Origin of the sequence: Kitasatospora phosalacinea, assembly GCF_030268885.1 — a bacterium.
In the GTDB taxonomy this organism is placed as follows: domain Bacteria; phylum Actinomycetota; class Actinomycetes; order Streptomycetales; family Streptomycetaceae; genus Kitasatospora; species Kitasatospora phosalacinea_C.
Window position 1 is genome coordinate 36,929 of the sequence record NZ_BSSA01000021.1, and the last position, 24,561, is coordinate 61,489.

A 24,561-nucleotide genomic window follows, 5' to 3' on the forward strand; every position below is an offset into this window, starting at 1 on the left:
CCCGGCCGATTGGTCATGGTGCCTTCAGAAGTCATACCAACGGTACCGTTCAGTAGCTGGTCGTGACCGTAGCGTGACGTCGCCGTTCGACCGGATTAACTACTTGTCGGACGCCTCCGCGACCCCGTCCAGGTCCACCCGCTCGGCCTCGGCGTGTTGGGGCGCGGACCAGCGCCGTTCGTGTCCGGCGACGGCGGCCCGGTAGGCGGCCAGCAGCTCCCCGCCCGCGGCGGCGAGGTGGCCGTACACCTCGGGGTTGGACTCGCGCAGCCGGCCGCCGACCTCCACGGCCTTGCCGCCCAGCGCGGCGGCGAACCTCCGCACCTCCTCCACCAGCGGCGCGAACTCCGCCGCCCCGCCCGGCCGTTCCGACCGCTCCTGCCGGCCCTGCTCGTCCTGCTGCTCTTCGGTGCTCACCGCACCACTCCTCTCCATCGGTACGGGCTACCCGCGCGGCCAGAGCGCCGGGTCGGGGGCGAACCGCACCGACAGCACCCCGTCCGCCAGTCCGGCCCCGCTGACCGTGCAACGGCGCAGCGCGGACGGGAGTGCCAGGACCCGCCGGTAACCTCCGACGCCGAGCACGAGTTCGTCGCCGCGGCGCAGCAGTTCGAGCTCGCCGCGGTCGGCGCCGGGCAGCGGCAGGTGCCAGAGCAGGAGGTTCTCGGCGGCGAGCCGGTCCTCGATCCGGGGGTCGGCGGGGGTGGGCGGGTGCGGGGCGCCCGCGGCGTAGAGCCGCTCGGCGAGCTCCTCCAGGCCGCCGTCCGGCTGCCGGGCGACCAGCACCGGCACCCCGCCCACCTGCTCGGCGAGGGCGGCGAGTTGGTCGTCCTGCCGGGCGGCCGCGGCGGCCAGCCAGGGGTCGGGCGAGCCGGCCGCGGCGGCGGGCAGCGCGCCGTGCGCGACCACGGCGTCCAGCGGGAGGCCGTGCAGGGCGAGCCCGGCCCTGATCCGGGCCAGCGCGCGGGGGGCGGGGCGGGCGGCGTCCAGGACGAGGCGGACGGTGGTGCCGGGGGCGGTGATCGCGGCGGCGGCCTCGGCGAGCGCGGCGGAGGCGGCGGCCCGGGCCTCGAACAGCCTGTCGGTGGGCATCGGGACGCCCGCCAGGTTGGCCAGCAGCGGGCGCAGCGCGCGGGCGGCCTGGCGCTGCTCGGGCAGCAACCGGGCGAGGTAGCGCTCCAGTTGGGCGGGCAGGGCGAGGGTGGCGACCAGTTCGGCGGGCGGCGGGGCGGCGACCACCAGCACCTCGGCCTTGGCCCGGGGCAGCGCCCGCAGCAGGGCGAGGGCGCGGGTGCCGGGCAGCGGGGCGAGCTCCTCGGGGTCGAGCGGCTGGGCGCCGATCAGGTCGAGGGCGGGGGCCAGCCGGTCGCGGTAGCCGTCGAGGGCGGTCCGGAAGGCGGCCTGCTCGTCGATCCGGGCGACGGCCAGGTGCCGCTCCAGCTCGACGGGTTCGGGGCCGAGCCGGGCGCCCAGCAGGTCGTCGACGGCGCGGTGCGGGTCGTCGGCGGCGAGCAGCAGGGTGTCGCTGCCCCGCCGGGCGTGGTGCAGGGCGGTGGCGGCGGCGATCCGGCCGGCTTCCGGGCCGCTGACCAGTACGGTGCGGGTGGCCACGGGCCCGGTCAGCCCTCGACGCGCTTCTTCAGCCCGGCCAGCGCCCGGTCGATGATGACCTTCTCGGCCTTGCGCTTGATCATGCCGAGCATCGGGATCTTGACGTCCACGGCCAGCTGGTAGGTGACCTCGGTGCCCTTCGCCGGCCCCTTGCCCGCCGGGGCGAGCGCGTACGAGCCGTCCAGGGCGCGCAGCATCTGGCTGCTGACCAGGGTCCAGCTGACCTCGCGGTCGCCGTCCCAGGTGTAGGCGAGGGTGTGCTCGTCGCGGATGGCCCCGGCGTCCAGCAGCAGGCGCACCTTGGCGGCGCGGCCGTCGGGGCCGGTCTCCAGGACGTCGACCTCCTTGACCTCGCCGGTCCACTGCGGGTACGCGGCGAAGTCGGCGATCACCGCCATGACCTCGGCCGGGGTGGCGTCGATGACAATGCTCGACCTGGTGTGCTCCGCCATTGCGGCCTCCGCGATCTCCCTGTGCTGCTGTGCGCCCAGCAGAGGCTATCGCGGGCGGGAGCACGCGTTTCCCGCGCGGGCACCTACCGGCGGGTCACCTGCGTCCTGCCGTAGGGTGCGAATCGGTCCACCCGCACGCCCGACCTGCGGTGTGACGATCGGAACACCGGGGTCGACCCCTCTGGTCGAACGCACCTACCCGGCAGTAACGTCCAGTCGTCCCGCAGCGTCGCAGACGAGGAGCAGTCTTGCTCGACGAGTTCAGCCTTCCGGCCCGCTACCAGGTACCGAGCGACGGCAACCTCGCCGACCTGGTCCACCAGAACGCGGAGCGGCACCCGGGCGTCGCTGTGCTCAGCCGCAAGGCCGCCGGGCAGTGGCAGGACCTCACCGCCGCCCAGTTCCTCGCCGAGGTGCACGCCGTCGCCAAGGGCCTGGTCGCCAGCGGCATCGGCCCCGGCGACCGGGTCGCCGTGATGTCCCGCACCCGCTACGAGTGGACGCTGCTCGACTTCGCGATCTGGACCGCGGGCGCGATCACCGTCCCCGTGTACGAGACCTCCTCCGCCGAGCAGGTCCGGTGGATCCTCGGCGACTCCGGCGCGCTCGCCGTGGTCACCGAGACCGACCAGCACGCCGCCGTGGTCGAGGAGGTCCGCGGCGAACTGCCCGACCTCGAGCACGCCTGGCAGATCGAGCGGGGCGGCGTCGCCGCCCTCACCGCGGCCGGCACCGGCGTGGACGACGCCGTGATCGCCGAACGCCGCGTCCTGGCCGGGCCGGACTCGGTCGCCACCATCGTCTACACCTCCGGCACCACCGGCCGCCCCAAGGGCTGCCAGCTCACCCACGGCAACTTCCTCGCCGAACTGGGCAACGTCACCGCCCGGATGCCCGAGCTGTTCCGCACCGGCGAGTCCTCCGTCCTGCTGTTCCTGCCGCTGGCCCACGTGCTCGGCCGGATCGCCGAGATCGCCGCGGCCGTCGCCCCGGTCAAGCTCGGCCACGTCTCCGACATCAAGAACGTCACCGAGGAACTCGGCTCCTTCAAGCCGACCCTGATCCTCGGCGTCCCCCGGGTCTTCGAGAAGGTCTACAACACGGCCCGCGCCAAGGCCCAGGCCGACGGCAAGGGCGGGATCTTCGACCGCGCCGCCGACACCGCCGTCGCCTACAGCCGCGCCCTCGACGCCGGCGGCCCCTCGCTCGGCCTGCGGATCCGCCACGCGGTCTTCGACAGGCTCGTCTACGGCAAGCTCCGGGCCGCCCTCGGCGGCCGCTGCCGCTACGCCATCTCCGGCGGCGCCCCGCTCGGCGAACGGCTCGGCCACTTCTACCGCGGCATCGGCTTCGTCGTCCTGGAGGGCTACGGCCTCACCGAGTCCTGCGCCGCCACCGCCTTCAACCCCCACGACAGGCCCAAGATCGGCACCGTCGGCCAGCCCCTGCCCGGCTCCGCCGTCCGGATCGCCGAGGACGGCGAGGTCCTGCTCAAGGGCCCGCAGGTCTTCACCGGCTACTGGAACAACCCGGCCGCCACCGCCGACGCCCTGCGCGACGGCTGGTTCGCCACCGGCGACCTCGGCACCCTCGACGACGAGGGCTACCTCACCATCACCGGCCGCAAGAAGGAGATCATCGTCACCGCGGGCGGCAAGAACGTCGCCCCCGCCGTGATCGAGGACCGCATCCGCGCCCACGCGATCATCGGCGAGGTCATGGTGGTCGGCGACCGCAAGCCCTTCATCGCCTGCCTGGTCACCGTCGACGACGAGTTCTTCCCGCGCTGGAAGGCCCTCAACGGCAAGCCCGCCGACGCGACGGTCGAACAGCTCCGCGAGGACCCCGACCTGCTCGCCGCCGTCCAGGCCGCGATCGACGACGGCAACCAGGCCGTCTCGCACGCCGAGGCCGTCAAGAAGTTCCACCTGCTGACCACCACCTTCACCGAGGCCGGCGGCCACCTCACCCCCTCCCTCAAGCTCAAGCGCAACGTCGTCCTGAAGGACTTCGCCGCCGAGATCGAGGGCCTCTACACCAAGTAGTCGCGCACCCCGACAGGGGCGCGGGGAACTGCGCGACCGACCACCCGCCCACCGCAGGGTCGCGGCACCGGACGAACCCCGTCCCGCGCCGCGGCCCCGGAACGGGTCTACCGCTCCTGCAGCAGCCCCGTCAGCCGCTCCGCGAGCATGTCCCACCGCCAGGCCTCGTGCACCCACTTGCGCCCGGCCTCGCCCATCTCGCGCCGCAGCCCCTCGTCCCCGAGCAGCCGCACCAGCCGCTCCGCGAGCAGCTCCTCCCCGCCCGTCCCCGGCACCACGTACCCCGTCTCGCCCTCGCGGACCGCGTCCGGCGCCCCGCCGGAGTCCCCGGCGACGACCGGCAGTCCGGTGGCGGAGGCCTCCAGGTAGACGATGCCGAGGCCCTCGACGTCCAGTCCGCCGCGGCGGGTGCGGCAGGGCATCGCGAAGACGTCCCCGGCCCCGTAGTGGGCGGGCAGCTCCTCCCAGGGGACGGCACCGGTGAAGACCACCGAGGAGCGCACGCCGACCGTGTCGACGAGCTTCTCCAACTCGGCCCGGTGGGGCCCGCCCCCGACGATCAGCAGCACCGCGTCGGGCTGGGCGGCCAGCACCCGCGGCAGGGCCCGGATCAGCGTGTCCTGCCCCTTGCGCGGCACCAGCCGCGACACGCACACCACCACCGGCCGCCCGCTGAGCCCGAGCCGGGCCCGCACCGCGTCGCCGCCGGAGTCCGGCCGGAAGGTGGACTCGTCGACGCCGGGCGGGAGTTGGACCATCCGCCGGGCGGCGTCCGGCCCGACGGCGCGGGCGATCCGGGAGCGGGTGTACTCGCCGAGGTAGGTGAGCACGTCCGTCCCGGCCCCGATCCGGCGCAGCAGCTGGGCGGAGAGGGGCAGTTGGGCCCAGGCGGCCTCGTGGCCGTGGGTCATGCCGAGCAGCCGCTCGGCCCCGGCCCGGCGCAGGGCGGGGGCCATCAGGCCGAGCGGGGCGGCCGCGCCGAACCAGACGGAGGTGCAGCCCTCGGCGCGGAGGATCTCGGCGGCCCGCCGGGTGGTCCGCGGGGTCGGGAGCATCATCCTGGTGCGGTCGCGGACCACCCGGAAGGGCTGCCGGGCGTCGAACTCGGCGACCTCCCGGCCGTCCTTCCAGGTGGAGGCGTACACCACCACCGAGTCGGCGGGCTGCCGGACGGCCATGCTGTGGACGAACGCCTGGATGCCGCCGGGCCGGGGCGGGAAGTCGTTGGTGACGATGAGGGTCTTGTGCATGCCGCGGCTCGCTCGGTCGGGGGGTGCTCGGACTACCTGTGAGTGGTCCGTACGATAGGTCACCGTGTCCGTTCACCGGGAACGCGGCCGGTCGCCGACCGGGCCGGACGGTGGCCCTCCGGGGCGGTCCGGACACGGTTCGGTGAAGGTTGGGGGCGCCGTCGCAACCGTTGGGGCGGGGCGGCTGTCCTTAACCGGTGAGGCCCTCGACGTGTCCGGTGCCCCGGCGTGCGTGCGACGACCCGAAGGAGCGCAGTGGAGTCAGCCCAGGCCGAGAAGGCCGGTGGCGCGGAGCCGTCGGTGCCGTCGGCGCCGCCGTCGTCCCGGGCCGGCGCCGGTGCCGCGACCAGCCGCCGTCCGCTGTGGGCGCTGGCCGCCGGCTGGGTGGCGACCCGGACGCTGATCGTCCTGATGGTCGCCGGCGTGCTGCGGATCGCCGACACCGACGTGACCACCGACATCTCGGTGATCTACCACAGCTGGTACGAGGTGCTGCGCACCGGCACGTTCCCGCTGGACGACGTGACCTGGCAGTACCCGCCGGGCGCGGCGCTGGTGATCCTGGCGCCGGGACTGCTGCCCTGGTCGTACCTGGTCTCGTTCTTCGTGATCTGCGGCGTGGTGGACGCGGCCGCGATGGCGCTGCTGATGCGCGCGGGCAGCCGCCGGGGCCGCAGCTACCTGGGCGGCTGGTACTGGGTGGTGGGCGTGCCGCTGCTCGGGCCGACGGTGTACTGCCGGTACGACATCATCGTGACCGCGCTGGCGGTGGCGGGCCTGCTGGTGATGATGCGCCGCCCGGCGCTCAGCGGGGTGCTGCTGGGCCTGGGCGGGATGGTGAAGGTGTGGCCGCTGCTGGCGCTGATCGGTTCGCCGCGCGGTCGGCGGACCAGGCGGGCGTGGACCTCGGCGGTGGCGTCCGCGGCGGCGCTGGGCTTCCTGCTGACGGCGGGGATGAACGGGGCGTTCGAGTTCCTGAAGTTCCAGTCGGAGCGCGGCATCGAGATCGAGTCGGTGGGCGCGCTGCCGCTGCACTTCGCGAAGCTGGCGGGGGCCTGGAACGGCACCGTGACGATGAACTACGGCTCGGTGGAGTTCCTGGGCCCGTGGGTGCCGGTGATCACCAAGGTGATGATGGGGCTGTCGGTGGCGGGCTTCGGCTGGCTGCTGGTGTGGCGGCTGCGGGCGGCCCGCTGGACGTCGGCGACCACCTTCGACGCGGCGCTGTGCGCGCTGCTGGTCTTCACCGCGACCAGCCGGGTGATCTCCCCGCAGTACATGATCTGGGTGGTCGGCCTGTCGGCGGTGTGCCTGACGGTGCGCGGCAGCAGCCAGCGTCCGGTGGCGGTGCTGGTGCTGGTCACGGCGGTGCTGACCACCATGGAGTTCCCGGTCATGTTCGGTGCGGTGAACCGCAGCGAGCTGGGCGGCGTGCTGGTGCTGACCGCCCGCAACCTGCTGCTGGTGGTGACCACGGTGGTCTCGGCGCACCGGCTGTGGCGCTCCACCCGGCGGCGGGAGGCGCTGACCACGGTGGTGCTGCCGGCCGAGCAGGTCGCCCCGTCGTACCCGGTGCGTCCGGGCATCGCCTACGAGCAGGACCTGCTGGACGACCTGACCCCGGCGGACCGTGCCTGATCCGGCAAGCCTTTCCTGCAACTTTCTGAAAGCCCTTGCAGGGCGGGGTTCCGGCCTGCCACCATCGCCGGATGATCGACTACGACATCCTGATCGTCGGCGGCGTCGGCGTGGACACCATCGTGCGGGTGGACCGGCTGGAGGTCCCGCCCGGCCGCGACTCGATCGGCGTCCCCCCGGTGCTGGACTACCCGGCGCACACCGGCAACGGCGTGGCCCTGGCCTGCCTGGCGCTCGGCCTGCGCACCAAGTTCGCCGACTTCCTCGGCGACGACCCGCAGGGCGCCCTGGTGCTGGCCGAGTACGCCCGCCGCGGCCTGGACTTCAGCCACCTGCCCGCCCCCGCGGGCACCCCGCGCAGCGTCAACCTGGTCGACCGGGACGGCCTGCGGTTCTCCTTCTACGACGGCCGCCACCCGGCGGACGCCCGGCTGCCGCGCGAGTTCTGGCTGCCGCTGCTGGAGCGCTCCGCGCACGTCCACCTGTCGATCACGGGCGTCAACCGGGACATGTACCCGGACATCGAGCGCCTGGGCCGCAGCAGCTCCACCGACCTGCACGCCTGGGACGGCGTCAACGAGCACCACCTGCACTACGCGCTCCGCTCGGACGTGGTGTTCCTCTCCGCCGCGGGCCTGGCGAACCGCCCGGAGGCGGCGATGCGCGCGGTGCTGGCGCAGGGCCGGGCCGAGCTGGTGGTGGCCACCGCGGGCGCGGACGGCGCCTTCCTGCTGACCCGCGGGGACGACGCGCCCCGGCACTTCCCGACCGTCGACCCGGGCGCGCCGGTGGTGGACAGCAACGGCGCGGGCGACGCCTTCGTCGCCGGGTTCCTGCACCGGCGGCTGGCGGGCCGCCCGGTGGAGGAGTGCATGCGGGCCGGGGCGGTCGCCGGGGCGTACACCTGCACCGTCGCGGGCACCCACACCGCGTTCCTGGACGCCGCGGGCCTGGAGCGGGCGCTCGGCGGCTCCTGAGCGCCCGGTTCACTCCCGGAGCCTGGCCACCTCGGTGATCCAGGTCTTGGTGAACTCCGTCACGCCGATCCCGAGCTGGGCCCTCATCGCGCGCTCCAGCCCGCCCTCGCCGAAGGCCCCGACGGTGCGGTAGAGCGCCACCAGCCGGTCCTGCCCGTAGCGGCGGGCGATCAGGTCGCAGGCCATCCAGGCCAGCTCGTACGCCTGGGCGATGCCCGCCGCCCCGGCCGTGAACGCCTCGTCGGCGGGCAGCGCGGCGGGCGTCCGCCCGGCCTGGACGTCCTTGGCGAGCTCGGGGGCGATCTGCCGGGCGGTGCGCCCGGTGCCCAGGTAGCCGGTGTAGTCGGCGACGCCCTCGGAGAGCCACAGCGGCGTCCAGGACCTGGTGTCGGCCCGGGTGGCGACGTGGGTGGCCTCGTGGGTGACGACCACCCGGCGGCCGAGCTCGCTGAGCTGCCGGTAGGCGTCGGGGTTGACCACGATCCGGTCGGCGGGGGTGTGCACGGGGGCGCCGCCGACCGCCAGGGTGACCGCGGCTATGCCCTGGTAGGCGTCCGCGGAGACATCCATCCGGCGGGCGAACTGCTGCTCGGTGAGCGGCAGTTCGAGCAGCAGCCGGGCCCCGGACGGGCCCCAGACCGCCTCCACCGCGGGCATCGCGCGGTCGGCGAGCTCGGCCAGCGCGGTCAGCTCGGCGCCGTCGCCGAGGCCGAGCACCAGGCTGTGCCTGCCCTCCACCGTCCGGACGGTGCCCAGGTCCCAGGGCGCGGCGGCGCCGGTCGGCGTCTCCCGGGCCACCCGCCACCCGGCCGGCTCGCGCACCAGCTCGACCTGCCGCTCCAGCAGCGCCGGGTAGTCGTCCACGCCGCCGAGCCGGTAGCCGAGCTCGACGCCGACGGTGAACCGGTCCGCGTCGGCGGGCGGCTCGACGAAGCCGGTCAGCCGCAGCGCGTACTCGGTGAGGCGCAGCCCGGCGGTGCGGGTCAGCAGGTCGCGGTCGGCCTCCTCGGAGCCCGCCGCGGAGACGGCGAGCAGCCCGGCGGTGTCCCGCGCGGCGACGGCCCGGCCGCGCCGGGCGAGCAGCTGCTCGACGGTCTCCCGCAGCCCGGGGGCCGCCGGGCGGCCGCCGGGCGCGGGCCCGGCCGCGGGGGCCGGGCGGGCGGGCGCGGCCTGGGGCAGCGACAGCTGGGCGGCCCCGGCGGCGGCCAGCAGCAGGGCGGCGCGCCGGGACAGCGGGGCACCGGCCCGCGGCGGCGGCCCGGCGGCCGGCGGCAGGTCGGTGACCAGGGGTTCGTCGACGAGGCTCAGACCCGCACCACCGTGTTGACCGGCATCGCGCTGACGCTCTCGTAGCGGACCCGGGCGCCGGGGTAGGGCGCGTGCACGACGACGCCCCCGCCGGCGTACATGCCGACGTGGTGCCTGTCGTTGTAGAAGATCACCAGGTCTCCGGGCCGGGCGTCGGCGAGGCTCACCCGCCGGCCGGCCGAAGCCTGCGCCTGCGAGGTCCGCGGCAGGGTCACTCCGGCCTGCCGCCACGACCAGTACATCAGACCGGAGCAGTCGAAGGTGCCGGGGCCGGTGGATCCGTAGACGTAGGGGGAGCCGATCTTGGAGATCGCGGCGGCCAGCGCGGCGGCGGCCCGGTCGGAGGAGGGCGGCTGGTTGCCCAGGTCGATCCGGTCGGTGCCGCGGGTGGCGCGCTGCCTGGCCTCCCGGGCGTCGTCGGCGACCATCCTGGCCCGCTCGGCGGGGGCGAGGCCGTTCAGCAGCTGCTGCGCCCTGGCCAGCCGTTCGCGGACCTCCTCCTTGGCGGCGGCCAGCTGCTGCCGGGCCTGTTCCAGCTCGGCGAGCTTGGCCCCGGCCTCGTGCCGCCGCTCGTCGAGCCGCCGCTGGTGCTCGGCGAGCTCGCGCAGGCGGTCGCCCTGCCGGACGGTGGCCTGTTCGAGCGAGCGGGCGCCGGACAGGTACCCGGCCGGGTCCTGGTCGAACATCAGGCGGACGGTGGGGTCCAGGCCCTGGCTGCGGTACTGGGCGGCGGCGACGGCGGCCAGGTCGCCGCGCATCCGGTTGAGCTCCTCCTGCCCGGCGGCGACCTGGTCCTGCAGGGAGCCGGCCTCGGCCTGCAGCCGCTTCTGCTGCTCCTGGGCGGCGTTGTACTTCTCCGAGGCCCGCTCGGCCTCCTCGTAGAGCTGGTCGACCTGCTGCTTGACCTCGCTGCGGTTCGCCGGGTCGGCCGGGCTGAGCGGGGCGGCGGCGGCCCCGCCCACGGTCAGTCCGAGCGCGCTGGTGGCCGCGGCGGTGAGCGCCAGGGCCCGGGCGAGGCGCTGGACGCCGGGCAGTGGGGTGCGACGGTGCACGGACACGTGCGACGGCTCCGTTCTGCGGCCGGCCTCCGCCGCCGTCCGCGGTCGGACGGCCGTCCTCGCGGGGGCCCGGGGGCAGAGGTTAGCGAGTCGGATCGATCCAGTCCAAACCCTGACAGCACCGAATATTTGACCGCGAATCGGACAGTCGGACGAGAGCGGCCCGGCACCCCGTGCGGGGTACCGGGCCGGGGGCTCGGACGGGCCGTCAGATCCGGACGATCCGGTTGATCGGCATGGCCGTCGCCGACTCGTAGCGGACCTGCGCGCCGGTGTGCGGGGCGTGGATGATCTGCCCGTTGCCGACGTACATGCCGACGTGGTGCTGGTCGCCGTAGTAGATGATCAGGTCGCCCGGTCGGGCGTTGGCGATGTCGGTGCCCAGGCTGGTGCCCGCCCCGGCCTGCGCCTGCGAGGTGCGCGGGATGGACACCCCGGCCTGCTTGTAGGCCCACTGCATCAGGCCGGAGCAGTCGAAGGTGGACGGCCCGGCCGCGCCGTACGAGTACCAGCTGCCCAGCTTGGAGACCGCCGCGCCGACCGCGTTGCCCGCGAAGTTGGAGGACGCCGGGGCGTTCAGCTCCACCCGGACGGTGTCGCGGGAGGCCCGCTGCGCGGTCTCGGCCTTCGCCTTGGCGTCCGCGGCGGCCTTGGCCTCGGCGGCGGCGAGCTGCTCGCGCTCCTGCTGGGTCAGCGTGTTGAGCAGGTCCTGCGCCTTGGCCAGCTTCGCCTTGACCTCCTCCTTGTCCGCCTGCAGGGACTTGGTGGTGGCGTCCAGCTCGGCGAGCTTGGCCTCCGCCTCCTTGCGCTGGGCGTCGAGCTTGGCCTGCTCGTCCTTGAAGGTCCTGAGCAGGTCGGCCTGGGTGGAGCCGACCGCGTTCATGGTGCCGGCCTGGCCGAGGAAGGCGTCCGGGCTGCTGGAGAGCATCAGCTGCATGGTCTGCGGCATGTTGCCGGTGCGGTACTGCTCGGCGGCGATGCCGGCCAGGCCCTCCTGGGCGGTGGTCACCTGGTCCTGCTGCCGGGCGAGCTGGTCCTGCAGTTGGCCGACCTGCTTCTGCAGCTCCTGCTGCTTCTCGACGGAGGCGTTGAGCGCCTCGGTCTTGACCTCGGCCTCTTCGTTGAGCTGGTCGACCTGCTGCTTGACCTGGTCCTTGGTCGGCGCGGGGTCGGCGTGCGCCCCGCCCTGGGCGGACAGCGCCACGGCAGCGGCGGCGGTGGCAGTGAGAATCGAGACCCGGGCACGGCCGACGGGCTTGGGACGGCGATGGGACGCCACGAAGGCGGACTCCTTCTTCCTCACACCGCCTACCGGGTGAGCTGACGGGTTCGGGCCGGAAGAGATGCCCTACGGCGCCTCACCGACCGCGCGCGGCGGTCGACCTGGCGCCGATTCACCCCGGGGGAACGTGGTTCCCCGGCTCCGTTCGACAGCACCCCCGCAGGGGTATCCCCGTCAGCAGACCCGGTGTTGACGGTCTGCCCGCTGCGTCACGGACTCGGCGGCGACCTCCGCCGCCGCCCCCCTTGGGCGATCGACTCTGCGGTGGTCGAGGCAAGACCCTAGTAACCGATCCGTGATCCGTTCAAATCCTTGTCGGAAAAAAATCTGATTCTGAATCACATCCCCCGGTAAATCTGACCGAACGTGATCAATTCATTACACGGAGCGTAGTAATTCTCATCATGTGGTCGAGAAACACCACGCCCGGACGTGTCGCAGATCACAGGGGGATCTCGACCCGGCCGGGCGTGTCACGATGCGTCAGTTGTCGCCCCGTGGGGCGTTTGTCCGGTTCGTCGGGCGGTCAGACCCGGCGGATGGTGGAGATCGGCAGGGTGTCGACCTTCATCGTCTTCACCACGTCACCGGTGCGCGGCGCGTGCACCACCAGACCGTTGCCGATGTACATGCCGACGTGGTGCCGGTCGCTGTAGTAGACGACCAGGTCGCCCGGCTGCGCGTTGTGCCAGTCGGTGCCCACGTTCACGCCGTAGCTGCCCTGCGACTGCGAGGTGCGCGGCAGCGAGACGCCCGCCTGCTTGTACGCCCACACCATCAGGCCCGAGCAGTCGAAGGTGCTCGCCCCGGTGGCGCCCCAGACGTACGGCGAGCCCTGCTTGCCGAGCGCGGCCGCCACGGCGGTCGCCGCGTAGCCGCTGGCCTGCGGCAGCGTGCTCGGGTCCACCCGGGAGGAGCTGCGCGAGGCGCTGCCGCCGCCGCCCTGCAGGATCGCGGCCCGGTCGGCGGCGCTCAGCTTGGCGAGCAGCTTCTGCGCCTCGGCGAGCTTGCTGTTCACGTCGTTCTTGGCGTCGTTGAGCGCCTGGGTCTGGCTGTCCAGCTCGCTGAGGACCTGCGCGGCCTCCTGCTTCTGCTGGTCCAGGCGGCGCTGCTGGTCCTTGAGCGACTTCAGCGTGTCGGCCTGGGTGCTGGCGGCCTGGTCGAAGGAGGACGCCTTGGTGAGGTACTGGTCCGGGTTGGAGGAGAGCATCAGCTGCATCGACGGGTCGACGCCGCCCTGCCGGTACTGGTCGGCGGCCACCGCCGAGAGCCCGGAGGCCAGCTCGGTCAACTGCTCCTGGCCGCGGGCCACCTGGTCCTGCAGGTCGGCGGCCTGCTTGCGCAGCTGGTCGGCCCGCTCCTTGGCGCCGTTGTACTTCTCGGCCGCCTGCTCCTGCTCCTCCAGCAGCTTGTCGACCTGCGCCTTGACCTCGTCCTTGTTCGGCTGGGCCGGGGCGGCGTGCGCGCTGGCCTGGGCCGTCAGGGCGACCGCGGTCGCGGCGGCGGCGGTGAACACGGAGATCCGCGCACGGCTCGGCTGCTTGGGACGGCGGTGGGAGGCCAAGGGGGTGCTCCTTCTTCCTGCTGGACTCACCCCAACGAGTGACAGTCCGGAATATAGGTTTGACGCCAGACCCTAGTGAAGTCCCCACCCCCGCGTCCACTCCCGGGGGGCTTCCGGCCCACCCCGCACGACCCCCTTCACCGGACCGTCACACTCCGGTCGCCCGGCGGCCCGCTGACCCGGCCTCAGCCCCCGCTCAGCTGCGTGCCAGCCGGTTGAGCAGCAGCACCGAGGCCACCGGCCGGGCCCCCGCCTTGCGCACCCCGTCCGCGACCTCCCGGTCCGCGGAGACCACCACCACCGGCCGCCCCTGCGGCTCGGCCCGCACCAGGCGGCGGATCAGCTCGTCCGCGGTCTCCCCGGTGCGGCTGAACCGCACCCGCACGCCGCGCGGCGGGGCCATGATCACCGGCACGTCCAGGTCCTGGCCGTCGAACACGCAGGTCACCTCGGCCTGGGTCCGCTGGGCCAGCATCGCCAGGCCGCCCAGCAGTCTCAACCGCTGCTGCTCCAGCGGCAGTTGGGGGTAGCCGGTCTTGGTGACGTTGTAGCCGTCCACCACCAGGTGCACCTGCGGGATGGCCAGCAGCTGGTCCAGCAGCGCCGGGTCGTCCTCGGCCAGGCCGCGCCGGGCCACGTCGTGCGGCGAGGCCGAACCGGGCTCCACCGCCTCCACCAGGTCGGCCGGGCGCAGCGCCGTCACCGGCAGCGCCAGCTCCCGCTGCAGGCCCTGGGCCGACTGCAGCACGGTGTCCAGCAGCAGGCGCAGCCGCATGTCCTCCACGCTGCGGCCCTCGCGGGCGGTGCGCCGCCCGCTCTCCACCGCGGCCTCCAGCTCGGCCACCCGGTGCCGCAGCCGCCGGGCCTCGCTCTCGGCGGCGCTGCGCTCGGCGGCCGCGGTGGCCCGGGCCGCCTCCAGCTCCCCCAGCAGGCGGCGGCTCTCGGCCTGCGCCCGCCGGGTGTCCGCCTCCAGCGAGCGGACCTTCTTGCGCAGCGACTCCGCCTCCTTGCGGACGCCCTCGGCCTCGGCCCGGTGCCGCTCCAGCTCGCCGCGGGCCGCGGCCCGGGCCTCCGCCAGCTCCTCCTGGAGCTTCTCGGCGAGCCGGACGGCCTCGGCGGCGGCCCCCTCGGCGTCGACCCGCTCGGCCTCCTCCCCCGCCTCCTCCACCAGCCGGGGCCAGCCGGACGGGCGGACCAGGTAGGCGGCGGCCGCGACGTCCATCGGGTCGGCGGCGGCCGGGACGGTGCCCGCCTCCAGCGCCTGCACCAGGTCGGGCTGGCCCAGCCGCAGCCGCTCGGCTATCCGGACCCGGAACGCCGGGTCGGACTCCAGGGCGGCGGCCAGCGCGGTCGCCGCGTACTTGGCCCGCCGGGCGGGGGTGAACTTGGCGTACGGGCGCAGCGAGGCGGGCAGTTCGCCCGGCGCGATGCCGCCGAGCGCGTCCGAGGCGATGCCGACCACCCGTCGGCGCACGCCCTCGGGCAGGGGGCGGCCGGTCGTCCCCGGGTCGCCCGGCACGTCCGGGGCCGGGGCGGGCGCGGTCCCGTCCGTGCCCGCGGGCGCGTTCGCTGCCTCCGCCACTGTCCTCGGCTCCGATCCTGGTCCGGGCGGGGCCCTCCCGGCGGGTGCCGGGCGGGGCGCTGGTGTCCGCCGCTGCTGCAATTGTCCCGTCTACCGTGCCGCACCGACAGCACCCCGCCGACGAGTCCGCCCCGCGCCCCCGTCCGGGGCGGACGGGGGCGCGGGGCGGTCGGGTGCTGCCTCAGCCCTGCTGGCCGTCGCCCTCCGCGGGCTCCTCGGCGCCCGGCCGGGCCACCAGCTCGACCTGGTCGACGGCGTTGCACCAGCGGCAGCGCACCGACTCGATGGTCTCGGACAGCACCTGGGTCTCCTCGACCTTGGACTCGCCCGAGAGGTCGAAGTGCAGGAAGTCGGTCACCCGGGACGAACGGGTGACGTCGAAGCGGGTCAGGTTGCCGCACAGGGTGCAGCGCCAGCGGGTCTCGGCGGTCGGCGCGGCAATGCTCATCAGTGTGGTCCCTCTCGGCTGGTCCCGGTTCCGGGCCTCCAGCCTATTGCCTGCGGACGGACGGACGGATCACCGGTCCACAGCCCGGACGCTCACCCGGCCGGAGCAGCGCCCGGTGTCGCGGGTGCGCCCCCGAGGAATGCTGACCGGCATGGTGCTCTCCGCCCCCGCCCGGGCCGGTTCGCCGGCGGCCGGGCGGGCCGCCGGCACCCCGGTCGCCACGTACCTGTTGATCGCCCTGGCCGCGCTGGTCATGTTGGTCGGCCCGGCCGGCCTGAACCCGCTGTACGGCAGCGGCGACGCCCGCGCCTGCGCCGAGCAGCGCTACGAGCACCGCTGGGGCGCCGTCCCGGCCGAGTTGCTGGGCGGCCGCCCCCTGACGGCCGCCCAGCTGTCGGTGCTCCCCCCGGCGGCGCCCGGCTGCGTGCTTCCGGCCACCCCCGGCAAGATCCCCGAACTCTCGGTGCTGACCGCGCTGTTCGTCCACGCGGGCTGGCTGCACCTGCTCGGCAACCTGCTGTTCCTGTTCGTCTTCGGCCCGGCCGTGGAGGCCCGGCTGGGCCGGGTCCGCTTCCTGATCGGCTACCTGGGGATCGGCTGCCTGGCCACCTACGGCTACGCACTGGCCGAGGCGGGCACCCCGGACGCGGTGCGGGCGCTGGTCGGCGCGTCCGGCGCGATCGCCGGGGTGCTGGGCGCGTACCTGCGGCTGCACCCGAGGGGCCGGGTGACCGCGCTGGTGCCGCTGCTGCTGTTCCTGCCGCTGCGCTTCCCGGCCTGGCTGGTGCTCGGCCTGTGGTTCGTCCTGCAGTTCTGGTCGGTCACCTCCGGCGGCGACGGGGTGGCCTACCTGGTGCACGTGATCGGCTTCGTGACGGGCTGGCTGTTCGCGTGGGCCGCCCGTCCGGCGGGCGATACCCTGGGCGGACCTTCTCGAACAGGAGTTGCCCAGTGATCACCGCGATCGTCCTCATCAACACCGACGTCGACCGGATCCCCGAGATCGCCGAGGCGATCGCCGCGATCGAGGGCGTCAGCGAGGTCTACTCCGTCACCGGCACCTACGACCTGGTCGCGATGGTCCGGGTGCGCAACCACGAGGACCTGGCCGAGGTGATCCCCGGCCGCCTCAACAAGGTCCCGGGCGTCACCAACACCGAGACCCACATCGCCTTCCGCACCTACTCGCAGCACGACCTGGAGGCCGCGTTCTCGCTCGGCCTGGACGGCTGAGCCTCAGCGCTGCCGGGTGTCGGCGACGCAGCGGCCGCCCTCGTTGCGGTAGCTCCACTTCGCGCCGTCGCTGACCAGCTCCCGCACCGCGGTGAGGAACCGGTCCAGGTGCTCGACGGGGGTCCCGGCGCCGAAGCTGACCCGGATCGCGTTCAGGCTGCGCTCCCCCGGCAGCGACGGCTCCGGCGCCCCGCACTCGCTCGGCGCCGCCTCCTCGCCACCCAGCAGGGTCCGCACCAGCGGGTGCGCGCAGAACAGCCCGTCCCGCACCCCGATGCCGTACTCGGCGGACAGCGCGGCCGAGAAGTGCGAGCTGTTCCAGCCGCGCACCACGAAGGACACCACGCCGACCCGGTCGGAGCCCTCGCCGAACAGGCTCAGCACCCGCACCTCGGGGATCGCCGCCAGGCCCTCGGTCAGCTTCGCCACCAGCGCCCGCTCCCGGGCCTCCAGCGCCTCGAAGCCCGCCTCGTCCAGCGCCCGGCAGGCCGAGGCGATCGCGTACGCGCCGATCACGTTCGGCGAACCGGCCTCGTGCCGGGCCGGGCCGGTGTGCCACTCCACCGCGACCGAGCCGTCCAGCTCGCGGGCCACCGTCCGGCTCGCCCCGCCGCCGGCCAGGTACGGCTCGGCCGCGTCCAGCCAGTCCGAGCGGCCCGCCAGCACCCCGGCGCCGAACGGCGCGTACAGCTTGTGGCCGGAGAACGCCACCCAGTCGACGTCCAACTCCCGCACCGAGACCCGGTGGTGGGGCGCCAGCTGGGCCGCGTCCAGCACCACCCGGGCGCCGTGGCGGTGGGCGACCGCGGTCAGCTCCTTCACCGGCCACAGCTCGCCGGTCACGTTCGACGCGCCGGTCACGCAGAACAGCTTCGGCCCCTCGGCCGCGCCCAGCAGCGCCTCCTCCAGCGCCGACACCGCCTCCTCGTGCGAACGCGGCGCCCGCAGGTAGCTGACCGTCAGGCCCTCGCGGCGCCACGGCAGCAGCGAGGCGTGGTGCTCGGTCTCGAACGCGAACACCTCGGTCCCGGCCGGGAGCGCCCCCGCCAGCAGGTTCAGCGAGTCGGTGGTCGCCCGGGTGAACACCACCTGGTCGCCGTCCCGCAGGTCCAGGAACCCGGCGACGGTCCGCCGGCTCTGCTCGAACAGGTCCGTCGACAGCTGCGACAGGTACCCGGCCCCGCGGTGCACCGACCCGTAGTACGGCGCGTACGCCGCGACGTCGTCCCACACCCGCTTCAGCGCCGGGGCGCTCGCCGCGTAGTCCAGCGCCGCGTACCCGACCTTCACCCCGGACGCCAGCGGAACCTCGACGTCCCCGCCCAGCACCGCCAGCGGCTCGCAGATCTCGGTGGCAACAGACATGGGTGCACTCCTCCACGGGGTCAGGACCCCGGAGGTGCGACACCGGAAGTCCGCGCTTGCCACGCGGACCTGTCGCCGCGCAGCCCGGTCCTCACCCAGGGCACCCCGCCACGGACGGAGGGTTGCCGGACAGCCAGCTGGGGCTTCGCGCTGTCACTCATGACCTGGCGAAGAGATTACACGAACCCGGCCCCGTCTCAACCCCCGTCCACATCCCGGAACACCCTTCGGCAGACGAGCACGCGCATTCAGGGGCTCGGGGAACGGCTCGGTCCGTGCTGCTGACGAGCCCCGTCAGGGGCTCGGGGAACGGCGAGTCCGAGCTGCTGCCGGCCGGAGCCCACCGGAGTGTCCGTGCTGCTTCGGGCCGTAGGAACAGAACCCGAAGCCACCGCACGCACCGGCAGTGCACCGCCGGCAGCCCCGAGCCCGCCGTTCCCCGGGCCCCTGAATGCGCGCCCTCCGGGCCCCTGGAGGTGCCTGCGCCGCTACGCCTGCGTGGCCTCCGCCCAGCGCTTCAGCAGCTCCTCCGCCGCACCGGAGTCGATCGCCGCCGCCGTCCGCACCATCGCCGCCGCGATCTGCTCGGTGAGCGGCGCGTCCGTCAGCTCCAGCGCGACCAGCGCGGCCGCGCTGTTGAGCAGGACGGCGTCCCGCACCGCCCCGCGCTCGCCGCCCAGCACCCGGCGGGCGACCTCCGCGTTGTACTCGGGGTCGGCGCCGCGCAGCGCCTCGATCCCGACCAGCTCGATGCCGACCTCGCGCGGGTCGAACCGGGCCTCGGTGACCCCGCCGTCCCGGATGACCCACACGTTCGAGGTGGTGGTGACGGTCAGCTCGTCGAGCCCGTCGTCCCCCCGGAAGACCAGTCCCTGGGCGCCGCGCCGGGCCAGGACCCCGGCGATCAGCCCGGCGAGGCGGGTGTCGAAGCAGCCGATGGCGTGCGAGGTGACCCGGGCCGGGTTGGTGAGCGGGCCGAGGATGTTGAAGACCGTGGGGACGGCCAGCTCGGCACGCGCCTGGGCGGTGTGGCGCATCGAGGGGTGGAACTTCGCGGCGAAGCAGAAGGTCAGGCCGACCTCCTCGGCCACCGCCGCGACCCGCTCCGCGGAGAGCTCCAGGTTGACCCCGAGCCGGCCGAGCACGTCCGAGGAGCCGGAGGCCGAGGAGGAGGCCCGGTTGCCGTGCTTGACGACCTTCGCCCCGGCCGCGGCGGCGACCACCGCGGACATGGTGGAGATGTTGACGGTCTTGGCCCGGTCGCCGCCGGTGCCGACGATGTCGACCGCCGGGCCGGGGATGTCCAACGGCAGGGCGTGCGCGTACATCGTCTCGACCAGGCCGGCGATCTCCTCGACCGTCTCGCCCTTGCCGCGCATGGCGACCAGGAACCCGGCCACCTGGACGGGGCTGGCCTCGCCGCTCATGATCCGGTCCATCGCCCAGGCGGTGTCGGCCTGGGCGAGGTCGTTGCCCTGCAGCAGCGAGCTCAGCAGGTCCGGCCAGGTGCGGACCACCTGCGCGGGGTCGCTACCGCCGTTCGCAGAGTGCGCGTTCACCATGGCCGACTCCAGCTCTCGTCTACGTTCCAGAGGAATGGACGTCAGCCTATCGAGCGAGCGGGGACGGTCGCCCGGGGTTGCCGTCCCCTTCTCTCCAGTTGAGACGCGGCGGTGGGACGGTCAGCGCCCGGCGGGTGCGCGCCGGGCGAGCCGGGCCCGCAGCAGCGTGGTCGCGGCGTCGGCGAGGGCGACCGGGTCGACGGGGTGCGAGATGGCGGCGTCGGCCCGGCTCCAGGCGGCGAGCCAGGAGTCCTGCGGGCGGCCGATCACGACCAGGACCGGCGGGCAGCCGTAGATCTCGTCCTTCAGCTGCCGGGTCAGGCCGAGCCCGCCGGCCGGGACGGCCTCGCCGTCCAGGACGCAGAGGTCGATCCCGCCCTTCTCCAGGGCGCGCAGCACCGCGGGTGCGGTGGCGCACTCCAGGTACTCCAGGGCGGGGACGTCCGCGGCGGGCCGCCTGCCGAGGGCGAGGGTCACCTGCTCACGGGTGTTGCGGTCGTCGCTGTAGACGAGAACGGTGAGCGTCTCGTCGGAGTGCTGCGCCATGGCCCCTGCTTCCTGGTGCTCGTCCTCTTATATGTGTGCCCACGCCGGGCGGCCCCGACCGAACGGCCCAGTGTGACCCGGGCCACGTCCTTGGACGGATGCTACTCCCGCGGGCCCGTCCTGCGGAGACCCCGGCGCGATCTCGCTCAAGCCGCCGCGCCCCGGGGTCACCCCGCCGGCCCAGCGCACTCACCCGTCCGAACAACCGTCAGAAAACGGGCGCGGCGCGAGGCGGGCATACCTCACGCACCGGACACTCCGAGGGAGACCCCCCGGCGTGAAGACGGAATAAGGGACCGACATAATGTCCGTCGTGGCGACAGCAACAGCAACAGAAACCGGACACGCGCACGGAGCGGTCAACAGGCCGAACCTGGTCAGCGTCGGAACCATTGTCTGGCTGAGCTCGGAGCTGATGTTCTTCGCGGCCCTGTTCGCGATGTACTTCACCCTCCGCTCGGTCAAGGGCGCCGAGTTCTGGCACGAGAAGGCCCATGCCCTCAACGTGCCGTTCTCCTCGGTCAACACCACGATCCTGGTGCTCTCCTCGCTCACCTGCCAGCTCGGCGTGTTCGCCGCCGAGCGCGGTGACGTGAAGAAGCTGCGCTCGTGGTTCACGATCACCTTCGTGATGGGCGCCATCTTCATCGGCGGCCAGATCTTCGAGTACACCGAGCTGGTCAAGAAGGACGGCCTGTCGCTGTCCTCGGACCCGTACGGCACGGTGTTCTACCTGACCACCGGCTTCCACGGACTCCACGTGACGGGTGGTCTGATCGCCTTCCTGCTGGTCCTCGGTCGGACCTACGCGGCGCGGCGCTTCACGCACGAGCAGGCCACCGCGGCGATCGTGGTGTCGTACTACTGGCACTTCGTCGACGTCGTGTGGATCGGCCTGTTCGCGACCATCTACCTGATCAAGTAACAGCCGCCCCGCCCCTGACCCGGCGTCACCTCGACGCCTGGGCGTCAGGGGCAGGCTGCTGCCGACCAGATCCTGACACCGGGGTTATTCCGTGAAAAAGCTCTCCGCACGACGGCGCCACCCACTGGCGGCGGTCGTCGTCCTACTTCTCGCCCTGGCGGCCACCGGGGGGCTCTACGCCGCTTTCGCGCCCGCCGAGAAGGCACAGGCCGACAGCTCGGCGCAGTCGCTCGCCATCGACGAGGGCAAGAAGCTCTTCGCCGTCGGCTGCTCCTCCTGCCACGGCCTGAACGGCCAGGGCACCTCCGACGGTCCGTCGCTGGTCGGCGTCGGCTCGGCCGCGGTCGACTTCCAGGTCGGCACCGGTCGCATGCCGGCCCAGCAGCCGGGTGCGCAGGTCCCGCGCAAGAAGGTCGTCTACTCCCAGACCGAGATCGACCAGCTGGCCGCCTTCGTGGCCTCGCTCGGCCCCGGCCCGGTCGCTCCGGACAGCAAGCAGTACCAGCCCTCCGACGACCCGGCGACCAACGCCGAGCAGGTCGCCAAGGGCGGCGAGCTGTTCCGCACCAACTGCGCCCAGTGCCACAACTTCGCCGGCAAGGGCGGCGCGCTGACCAACGGCAAGTACGCCCCGTCCCTGGAGGGCGTGGACGCGAAGCACATCTACGAGGCCATGCAGACCGGCCCGCAGAACATGCCCTCCTTCCCCGACACCACCATGCCGGAGGAGCAGAAGCGCGAGATCGTGGCGTTCGTCCGCCACACGAACGACGAGCCCAACCCGGGCGGTCTCGCCCTGGGCAGCCTCGGTCCGGTGACCGAGGGCCTGTTCGGCTGGATCTTCGGTCTCGGCACGCTGATCGTCATCGCGATCTGGGTCGCCGCCCACACCACCAAGGCCAAGAAGTCATGAGCCACGACATGTCAGAGAACCTGCCGGAGGCGCACGGCGCCTCCCACGGCACGGACGTCGTCTCCCACGACGACCCGTTCGCCGACCCGGGCCTGCCGGCCCACGAACCGCGCCGGACCGACATCGACGAGCGGGCCGCCAAGCGGGCCGAGCGCCAGGTGTCCCTGCTGTTCGTGGTCTCGATGCTGGCGACGATCGGCTTCATCGCGTCCTACGCGTCGATCGACGCCGACAAGCTGGTCTACATCTTCCCGCTGGGCCACGTCAGTGCGCTGAACTTCGCCCTGGGCACGACCCTCGGCGTCGCGCTGTTCTGCATCGGCGCGGGCGCGGTCCACTGGGCCCGCACCCTGATGTCGGACCACGAGCTGCCGGCCGAGCGTCACCCGATCGAGGCCGACGACGAGGTCCGCAACGACGTCATCGAGCAGTTCAAGACCGGTGCCGCGGAGTCCGGCTTCGGCCGCCGCAAGATGATCCGCAACACCCTGATCGGCTCGATGGCCCTGGTGCCGCTGTCCGGCGTGGTGCTGCTGCGCGACCTCGGTCCGCTGCCGGAGAAGAAGCTCCTGCACACCGGCTGGAACGAGGCGAAGCCGAGCCAGCCGATCCGCCTGGTCAACATGAACACCAACACGGCCATGAAGCCCGAGGACATCATCCAGGGCTCGCTGACCTTCGCGAAGCCCGAGGGCCTCGAGGAGTCGGCCGAGGACTTCCAGCAGCAGATCGCCAAGGACGCCCTGATGCTCATCCGGATCGCCCCGGAGGACATCAAGGACGACAAGTCCCGGGCGAAGGGCTTCGAGGGCGTCCTCGCCTACTCGAAGATCTGCACCCACGTCGGCTGCCCGATCTCGCTGTACGAGCAGCAGACCCACCACGCGCTCTGCCCCTGCCACCAGTCGACCTTCGACCTGGCGGACGGCGCTCGCGTCATCTTCGGCCCGGCCGGCCACCCGCTGCCGCAGCTGAAGATCACCACCGATGAGGAGGGCTTCCTGGTCGCCACCGGCGACTTCGACGAGCCCGTCGGCCCGAGCTACTGGGAGCGTCCGCGATGAGTTCCGCAAGCGGCACCAGGAACAGTGCCTCCAAGCCGGCCAGCACCCGTGCCAAGCCCGCCAACAAGGCCGAGGCGACCGCCGACTGGGTCGACGGCCGGCTGGGGATCTACTCCCTGGCCAAGGCCAACCTGCGCAAGATCTTCCCGGACCACTGGTCCTTCATGCTGGGCGAGATCTGCCTCTACAGCTTCATCATCATCATCCTCACGGGTGTGTACCTGACGCTGTTCTTCAAGCCGAGCATGGCGGAGACCGTCTACCACGGTTCCTACCTGCCGCTGAACGGCATCAAGATGTCGGAGGCGTACGCCTCCACGGTGAACATCAGCTTCGAGGTCCGCGGCGGTCTGCTGATCCGCCAGATCCACCACTGGGCCGCGCTGGTCTTCGTGGCCGCGATGTTCGTCCACATGATGCGCGTCTTCTTCACCGGCGCGTTCCGCAAGCCGCGCGAGATCAACTGGCTGTTCGGCTTCCTGCTGCTGTGCCTGGGCTTCTTCGACGGCTTCTTCGGCTACTCGCTGCCGGACGACCTGCTGTCGGGCACCGGCATCCGCTTCATGGAGGGCGCGATCCTGGCGGTGCCGATCGTCGGCACCTACATCCAGATGTTCCTGTTCGGCGGCGAGTTCCCGGGCACCGACATCATCCCGCGCTTCTTCACCATCCACGTGCTGCTCATCCCGGGCATCATGCTGGGCCTGCTGGTGGCGCACCTGATCCTGGTCTTCTACCACAAGCACACCCAGTGGGCGGGCCCGGGCAAGACCGAGAAGAACGTCGTCGGCATGCCGCTGATGCCGGTCTACATGGCGAAGGCCGGTGGCTTCTTCTTCCTGGTCTTCGGCATCATCGCGGTGATGTCCGCGGTCGCCACGATCAACCCGGTGTGGGCGTACGGCCCGTACCGTCCGGACCAGGTGTCGACCGACGCCCAGCCCGACTGGTACATGGGCTTCGCCGAGGGCCTGATCCGCTTCATGCCGGGCTGGGAGGTCTCCGTCTGGGGCGGCCACACGCTGAACCTGGGCGTGTTCATCCCGCTGATGATCTTCCCGCTGGTGCTGGTCGCGATCGCGGTGTGGCCGTTCATCGAGTCCTGGGTCACCGGCGACAAGCGCGAGCACCACATCCTGGACCGTCCGCGCAACGCCCCGGTCCGCACCGCGTTCGGCGCGGCCTGGATCGCGCTGTACCTGGTCCTGCTGGTCGGCGGCGGCAACGACCTGTTCGCCACCCACCTGCACATGTCGATCAACACGATCACCTACGCGGTCCGCGTCGGCTTCTTCGTGGTGCCGGTCCTCACCTTCATCGTCACCAAGCGCTGGTGCCTCGGCCTGCAGCGCCGCGACAAGGACAAGGTGCTGCACGGGCGCGAGTCCGGCATCATCAAGCGCCTGCCGCACGGTGAGTTCATCGAGGTCCACACCCCGCTGGCGCAGAAGGACCTGCACACCCTCACCGCCCACGAGCAGCCCAAGCCGCTGGAGCTGCCCGCCGAGACGGACGAGAACGGTGTGGCCCGCAAGGCCGGCGTGATCGCCAAGACCCGGGTGAAGCTCTCCGAGGGCTTCTACGGCGAGGGCAACCAGATCGCCAAGCCCACCACCGAGGAGTACCACGAGATCACCAGCGGCCACGGCCACCACTGATCCCGTGTAGCTGTCACGCCACGTCAGAACCCCCCACCGGTCCCGGCCGGTGGGGGGTTCTGGCATCCCGGGGGCGGCGC

At 73.1% G+C, this 24,561-nt stretch carries 21 protein-coding genes and 2 riboswitches; of the genes, 9 read left to right on the plus strand and 12 right to left on the minus strand.

Going from position 1 to position 24,561, the window contains the following annotated elements; genetic code table 11:
* Window positions 1–99 precede the first annotated feature (99 nt).
* From QSK52_RS26235 to QSK52_RS26245, 3 genes are read right to left on the minus strand one after another with little or no spacing between them, the layout of a single operon-like run.
* Entirely contained in the window at window positions 100–417 is a 318-nt protein-coding gene (locus QSK52_RS26235; protein ID WP_285738626.1) for a DUF5304 family protein, read from the minus strand.
* A 27-nt stretch (window positions 418–444) separates the two neighbouring features.
* Window positions 445–1,611, minus strand: a complete 1,167-nt coding sequence (locus QSK52_RS26240) for an ArsA family ATPase (protein WP_285738627.1) — start codon at window positions 1,609–1,611, stop codon at window positions 445–447.
* Window positions 1,612–1,619: 8 nt separating this feature from the next.
* Window positions 1,620–2,063: an SRPBCC family protein gene (locus tag QSK52_RS26245; protein WP_285738628.1), complete on the minus strand. Its 444-nt coding sequence runs from the start codon at window positions 2,061–2,063 to the stop codon at window positions 1,620–1,622.
* A gap of 248 nt (window positions 2,064–2,311) precedes the next feature.
* Here QSK52_RS26245 and QSK52_RS26250 point away from each other — a divergent pair, with 248 nt between their 5' ends.
* Window positions 2,312–4,108, plus strand: a complete 1,797-nt coding sequence (locus QSK52_RS26250) for an AMP-dependent synthetase/ligase (RefSeq protein ID WP_285738629.1) — start codon at window positions 2,312–2,314, stop codon at window positions 4,106–4,108.
* Between the two features lie 107 nt (window positions 4,109–4,215).
* On the opposite strand, the gene QSK52_RS26255 is transcribed toward QSK52_RS26250, so the two are convergent.
* The gene (locus QSK52_RS26255; RefSeq protein ID WP_285738630.1) at window positions 4,216–5,358 is read right to left on the minus strand and encodes a glycosyltransferase family 4 protein; all 1,143 of its coding nucleotides are present in this window, start codon (window positions 5,356–5,358) and stop codon (window positions 4,216–4,218) included.
* 255 nt (window positions 5,359–5,613) lie between these two features.
* On the opposite strand from QSK52_RS26255, the gene QSK52_RS26260 reads away from it, so the two are divergent.
* Both QSK52_RS26260 and QSK52_RS26265 read left to right on the plus strand, forming a co-directional pair.
* Window positions 5,614–6,996 (plus strand): glycosyltransferase 87 family protein, encoded by a 1,383-nt coding sequence (locus QSK52_RS26260; RefSeq protein ID WP_285738631.1) that lies wholly within the window; start codon window positions 5,614–5,616, stop codon window positions 6,994–6,996.
* A 71-nt stretch (window positions 6,997–7,067) separates the two neighbouring features.
* Window positions 7,068–7,973: a carbohydrate kinase family protein gene (locus QSK52_RS26265; RefSeq protein WP_285738632.1), complete on the plus strand. Its 906-nt coding sequence runs from the start codon at window positions 7,068–7,070 to the stop codon at window positions 7,971–7,973.
* A gap of 1,304 nt (window positions 7,974–9,277) precedes the next feature.
* Here the strand turns inward: QSK52_RS26265 and QSK52_RS26270 are convergent.
* The 5 genes from QSK52_RS26270 to QSK52_RS26290 form a co-directional block, all read right to left on the minus strand.
* On the minus strand, window positions 9,278–10,339 hold the full coding sequence (locus QSK52_RS26270; protein WP_285738633.1) for a C40 family peptidase: 1,062 nt from the start codon (window positions 10,337–10,339) through the stop codon (window positions 9,278–9,280).
* Window positions 10,340–10,547: 208 nt separating this feature from the next.
* Complete coding sequence (locus tag QSK52_RS26275; RefSeq protein ID WP_285738634.1) at window positions 10,548–11,618, minus strand: C40 family peptidase; 1,071 nt, start codon at window positions 11,616–11,618, stop codon at window positions 10,548–10,550.
* A gap of 10 nt (window positions 11,619–11,628) precedes the next feature.
* A riboswitch (cyclic di-AMP (ydaO/yuaA leader) is annotated at window positions 11,629–11,785 on the minus strand.
* A gap of 362 nt (window positions 11,786–12,147) precedes the next feature.
* Window positions 12,148–13,185 (minus strand): C40 family peptidase, encoded by a 1,038-nt coding sequence (locus QSK52_RS26280; protein WP_285738635.1) that lies wholly within the window; start codon window positions 13,183–13,185, stop codon window positions 12,148–12,150.
* A 196-nt stretch (window positions 13,186–13,381) separates the two neighbouring features.
* A complete protein-coding gene (locus tag QSK52_RS26285; RefSeq protein WP_435053368.1) occupies window positions 13,382–14,767 on the minus strand; it encodes an NYN domain-containing protein in 1,386 nt (461 codons plus the stop codon).
* A 181-nt stretch (window positions 14,768–14,948) separates the two neighbouring features.
* Window positions 14,949–15,215 (minus strand): hypothetical protein, encoded by a 267-nt coding sequence (locus QSK52_RS26290; RefSeq protein ID WP_285738636.1) that lies wholly within the window; start codon window positions 15,213–15,215, stop codon window positions 14,949–14,951.
* A 151-nt stretch (window positions 15,216–15,366) separates the two neighbouring features.
* On the opposite strand from QSK52_RS26290, the gene QSK52_RS26295 reads away from it, so the two are divergent.
* Both QSK52_RS26295 and QSK52_RS26300 read left to right on the plus strand, forming a co-directional pair.
* The gene (locus tag QSK52_RS26295) at window positions 15,367–16,170 is read left to right on the plus strand and encodes a rhomboid family intramembrane serine protease (protein ID WP_285738637.1); all 804 of its coding nucleotides are present in this window, start codon (window positions 15,367–15,369) and stop codon (window positions 16,168–16,170) included.
* Window positions 16,167–16,448: an Lrp/AsnC ligand binding domain-containing protein gene (locus tag QSK52_RS26300; protein WP_030460982.1), complete on the plus strand. Its 282-nt coding sequence runs from the start codon at window positions 16,167–16,169 to the stop codon at window positions 16,446–16,448. The genes QSK52_RS26295 and QSK52_RS26300 overlap by 4 nt, the downstream gene beginning before the upstream one ends.
* Before the next feature lie 3 nt (window positions 16,449–16,451).
* Here the strand turns inward: QSK52_RS26300 and QSK52_RS26305 are convergent, their stop codons facing one another.
* The 3 genes from QSK52_RS26305 to QSK52_RS26315 form a co-directional block, all read right to left on the minus strand.
* Complete coding sequence (locus QSK52_RS26305; RefSeq protein ID WP_285738638.1) at window positions 16,452–17,813, minus strand: aminotransferase class V-fold PLP-dependent enzyme; 1,362 nt, start codon at window positions 17,811–17,813, stop codon at window positions 16,452–16,454.
* 47 nt (window positions 17,814–17,860) lie between these two features.
* Window positions 17,861–17,978: riboswitch (SAM riboswitch) on the minus strand.
* A gap of 323 nt (window positions 17,979–18,301) precedes the next feature.
* Window positions 18,302–19,375, minus strand: coding sequence for an anthranilate phosphoribosyltransferase (gene trpD / locus QSK52_RS26310; RefSeq protein ID WP_285738639.1), 1,074 nt, complete (start codon window positions 19,373–19,375; stop codon window positions 18,302–18,304).
* 120 nt (window positions 19,376–19,495) lie between these two features.
* Complete coding sequence (locus tag QSK52_RS26315) at window positions 19,496–19,921, minus strand: hypothetical protein (protein WP_285738640.1); 426 nt, start codon at window positions 19,919–19,921, stop codon at window positions 19,496–19,498.
* Between the two features lie 304 nt (window positions 19,922–20,225).
* Here QSK52_RS26315 and ctaE point away from each other — a divergent pair, with 304 nt between their 5' ends.
* The 4 genes from ctaE (at window position 20,226) to qcrB (ending at window position 24,481) form a co-directional block, all read left to right on the plus strand.
* Window positions 20,226–20,846, plus strand: a complete 621-nt coding sequence (gene ctaE, locus QSK52_RS26320; protein WP_030460978.1) for an aa3-type cytochrome oxidase subunit III — start codon at window positions 20,226–20,228, stop codon at window positions 20,844–20,846.
* Between the two features lie 91 nt (window positions 20,847–20,937).
* Window positions 20,938–21,759 carry a cytochrome bc1 complex diheme cytochrome c subunit gene (gene qcrC, locus QSK52_RS26325; protein ID WP_285738641.1) on the plus strand — a complete coding sequence of 274 codons (822 nt, stop codon included), beginning with the start codon at window positions 20,938–20,940 and terminating at the stop codon, window positions 21,757–21,759.
* Between the two features lie 8 nt (window positions 21,760–21,767).
* A complete protein-coding gene (gene qcrA / locus QSK52_RS26330; protein ID WP_285738642.1) occupies window positions 21,768–22,823 on the plus strand; it encodes a cytochrome bc1 complex Rieske iron-sulfur subunit in 1,056 nt (351 codons plus the stop codon).
* Window positions 22,820–24,481 (plus strand): cytochrome bc1 complex cytochrome b subunit, encoded by a 1,662-nt coding sequence (qcrB, locus tag QSK52_RS26335; protein ID WP_285738643.1) that lies wholly within the window; start codon window positions 22,820–22,822, stop codon window positions 24,479–24,481. Before qcrA ends, qcrB begins: the two co-directional genes overlap by 4 nt.
* Window positions 24,482–24,561 lie beyond the last annotated feature (80 nt).

What these genes read in the sequence shown, in the direction of transcription:
- QSK52_RS26265 (WP_285738632.1), top strand. Translation starts at nt 7,068, where the DNA reads ATGATCGACTACGACATCCTGATCGTCGGCGGCGTCGGCGTGGACACC.
- QSK52_RS26305 (WP_285738638.1), bottom strand. Translation starts at nt 17,813, where the DNA reads ATGTCTGTTGCCACCGAGATCTGCGAGCCGCTGGCGGTGCTGGGCGGG.
- QSK52_RS26315 (WP_285738640.1), bottom strand. Translation starts at nt 19,921, where the DNA reads ATGGCGCAGCACTCCGACGAGACGCTCACCGTTCTCGTCTACAGCGAC.
- QSK52_RS26255 (WP_285738630.1), bottom strand. Translation starts at nt 5,358, where the DNA reads ATGCACAAGACCCTCATCGTCACCAACGACTTCCCGCCCCGGCCCGGC.
- QSK52_RS26295 (WP_285738637.1), top strand. Translation starts at nt 15,367, where the DNA reads ATGGTGCTCTCCGCCCCCGCCCGGGCCGGTTCGCCGGCGGCCGGGCGG.
- ctaE (WP_030460978.1), top strand. Translation starts at nt 20,226, where the DNA reads ATGTCCGTCGTGGCGACAGCAACAGCAACAGAAACCGGACACGCGCAC.
- QSK52_RS26290 (WP_285738636.1), bottom strand. Translation starts at nt 15,215, where the DNA reads ATGAGCATTGCCGCGCCGACCGCCGAGACCCGCTGGCGCTGCACCCTG.
- qcrA (WP_285738642.1), top strand. Translation starts at nt 21,768, where the DNA reads ATGTCAGAGAACCTGCCGGAGGCGCACGGCGCCTCCCACGGCACGGAC.
- qcrB (WP_285738643.1), top strand. Translation starts at nt 22,820, where the DNA reads ATGAGTTCCGCAAGCGGCACCAGGAACAGTGCCTCCAAGCCGGCCAGC.
- QSK52_RS26245 (WP_285738628.1), bottom strand. Translation starts at nt 2,063, where the DNA reads ATGGCGGAGCACACCAGGTCGAGCATTGTCATCGACGCCACCCCGGCC.
- trpD (WP_285738639.1), bottom strand. Translation starts at nt 19,375, where the DNA reads ATGGTGAACGCGCACTCTGCGAACGGCGGTAGCGACCCCGCGCAGGTG.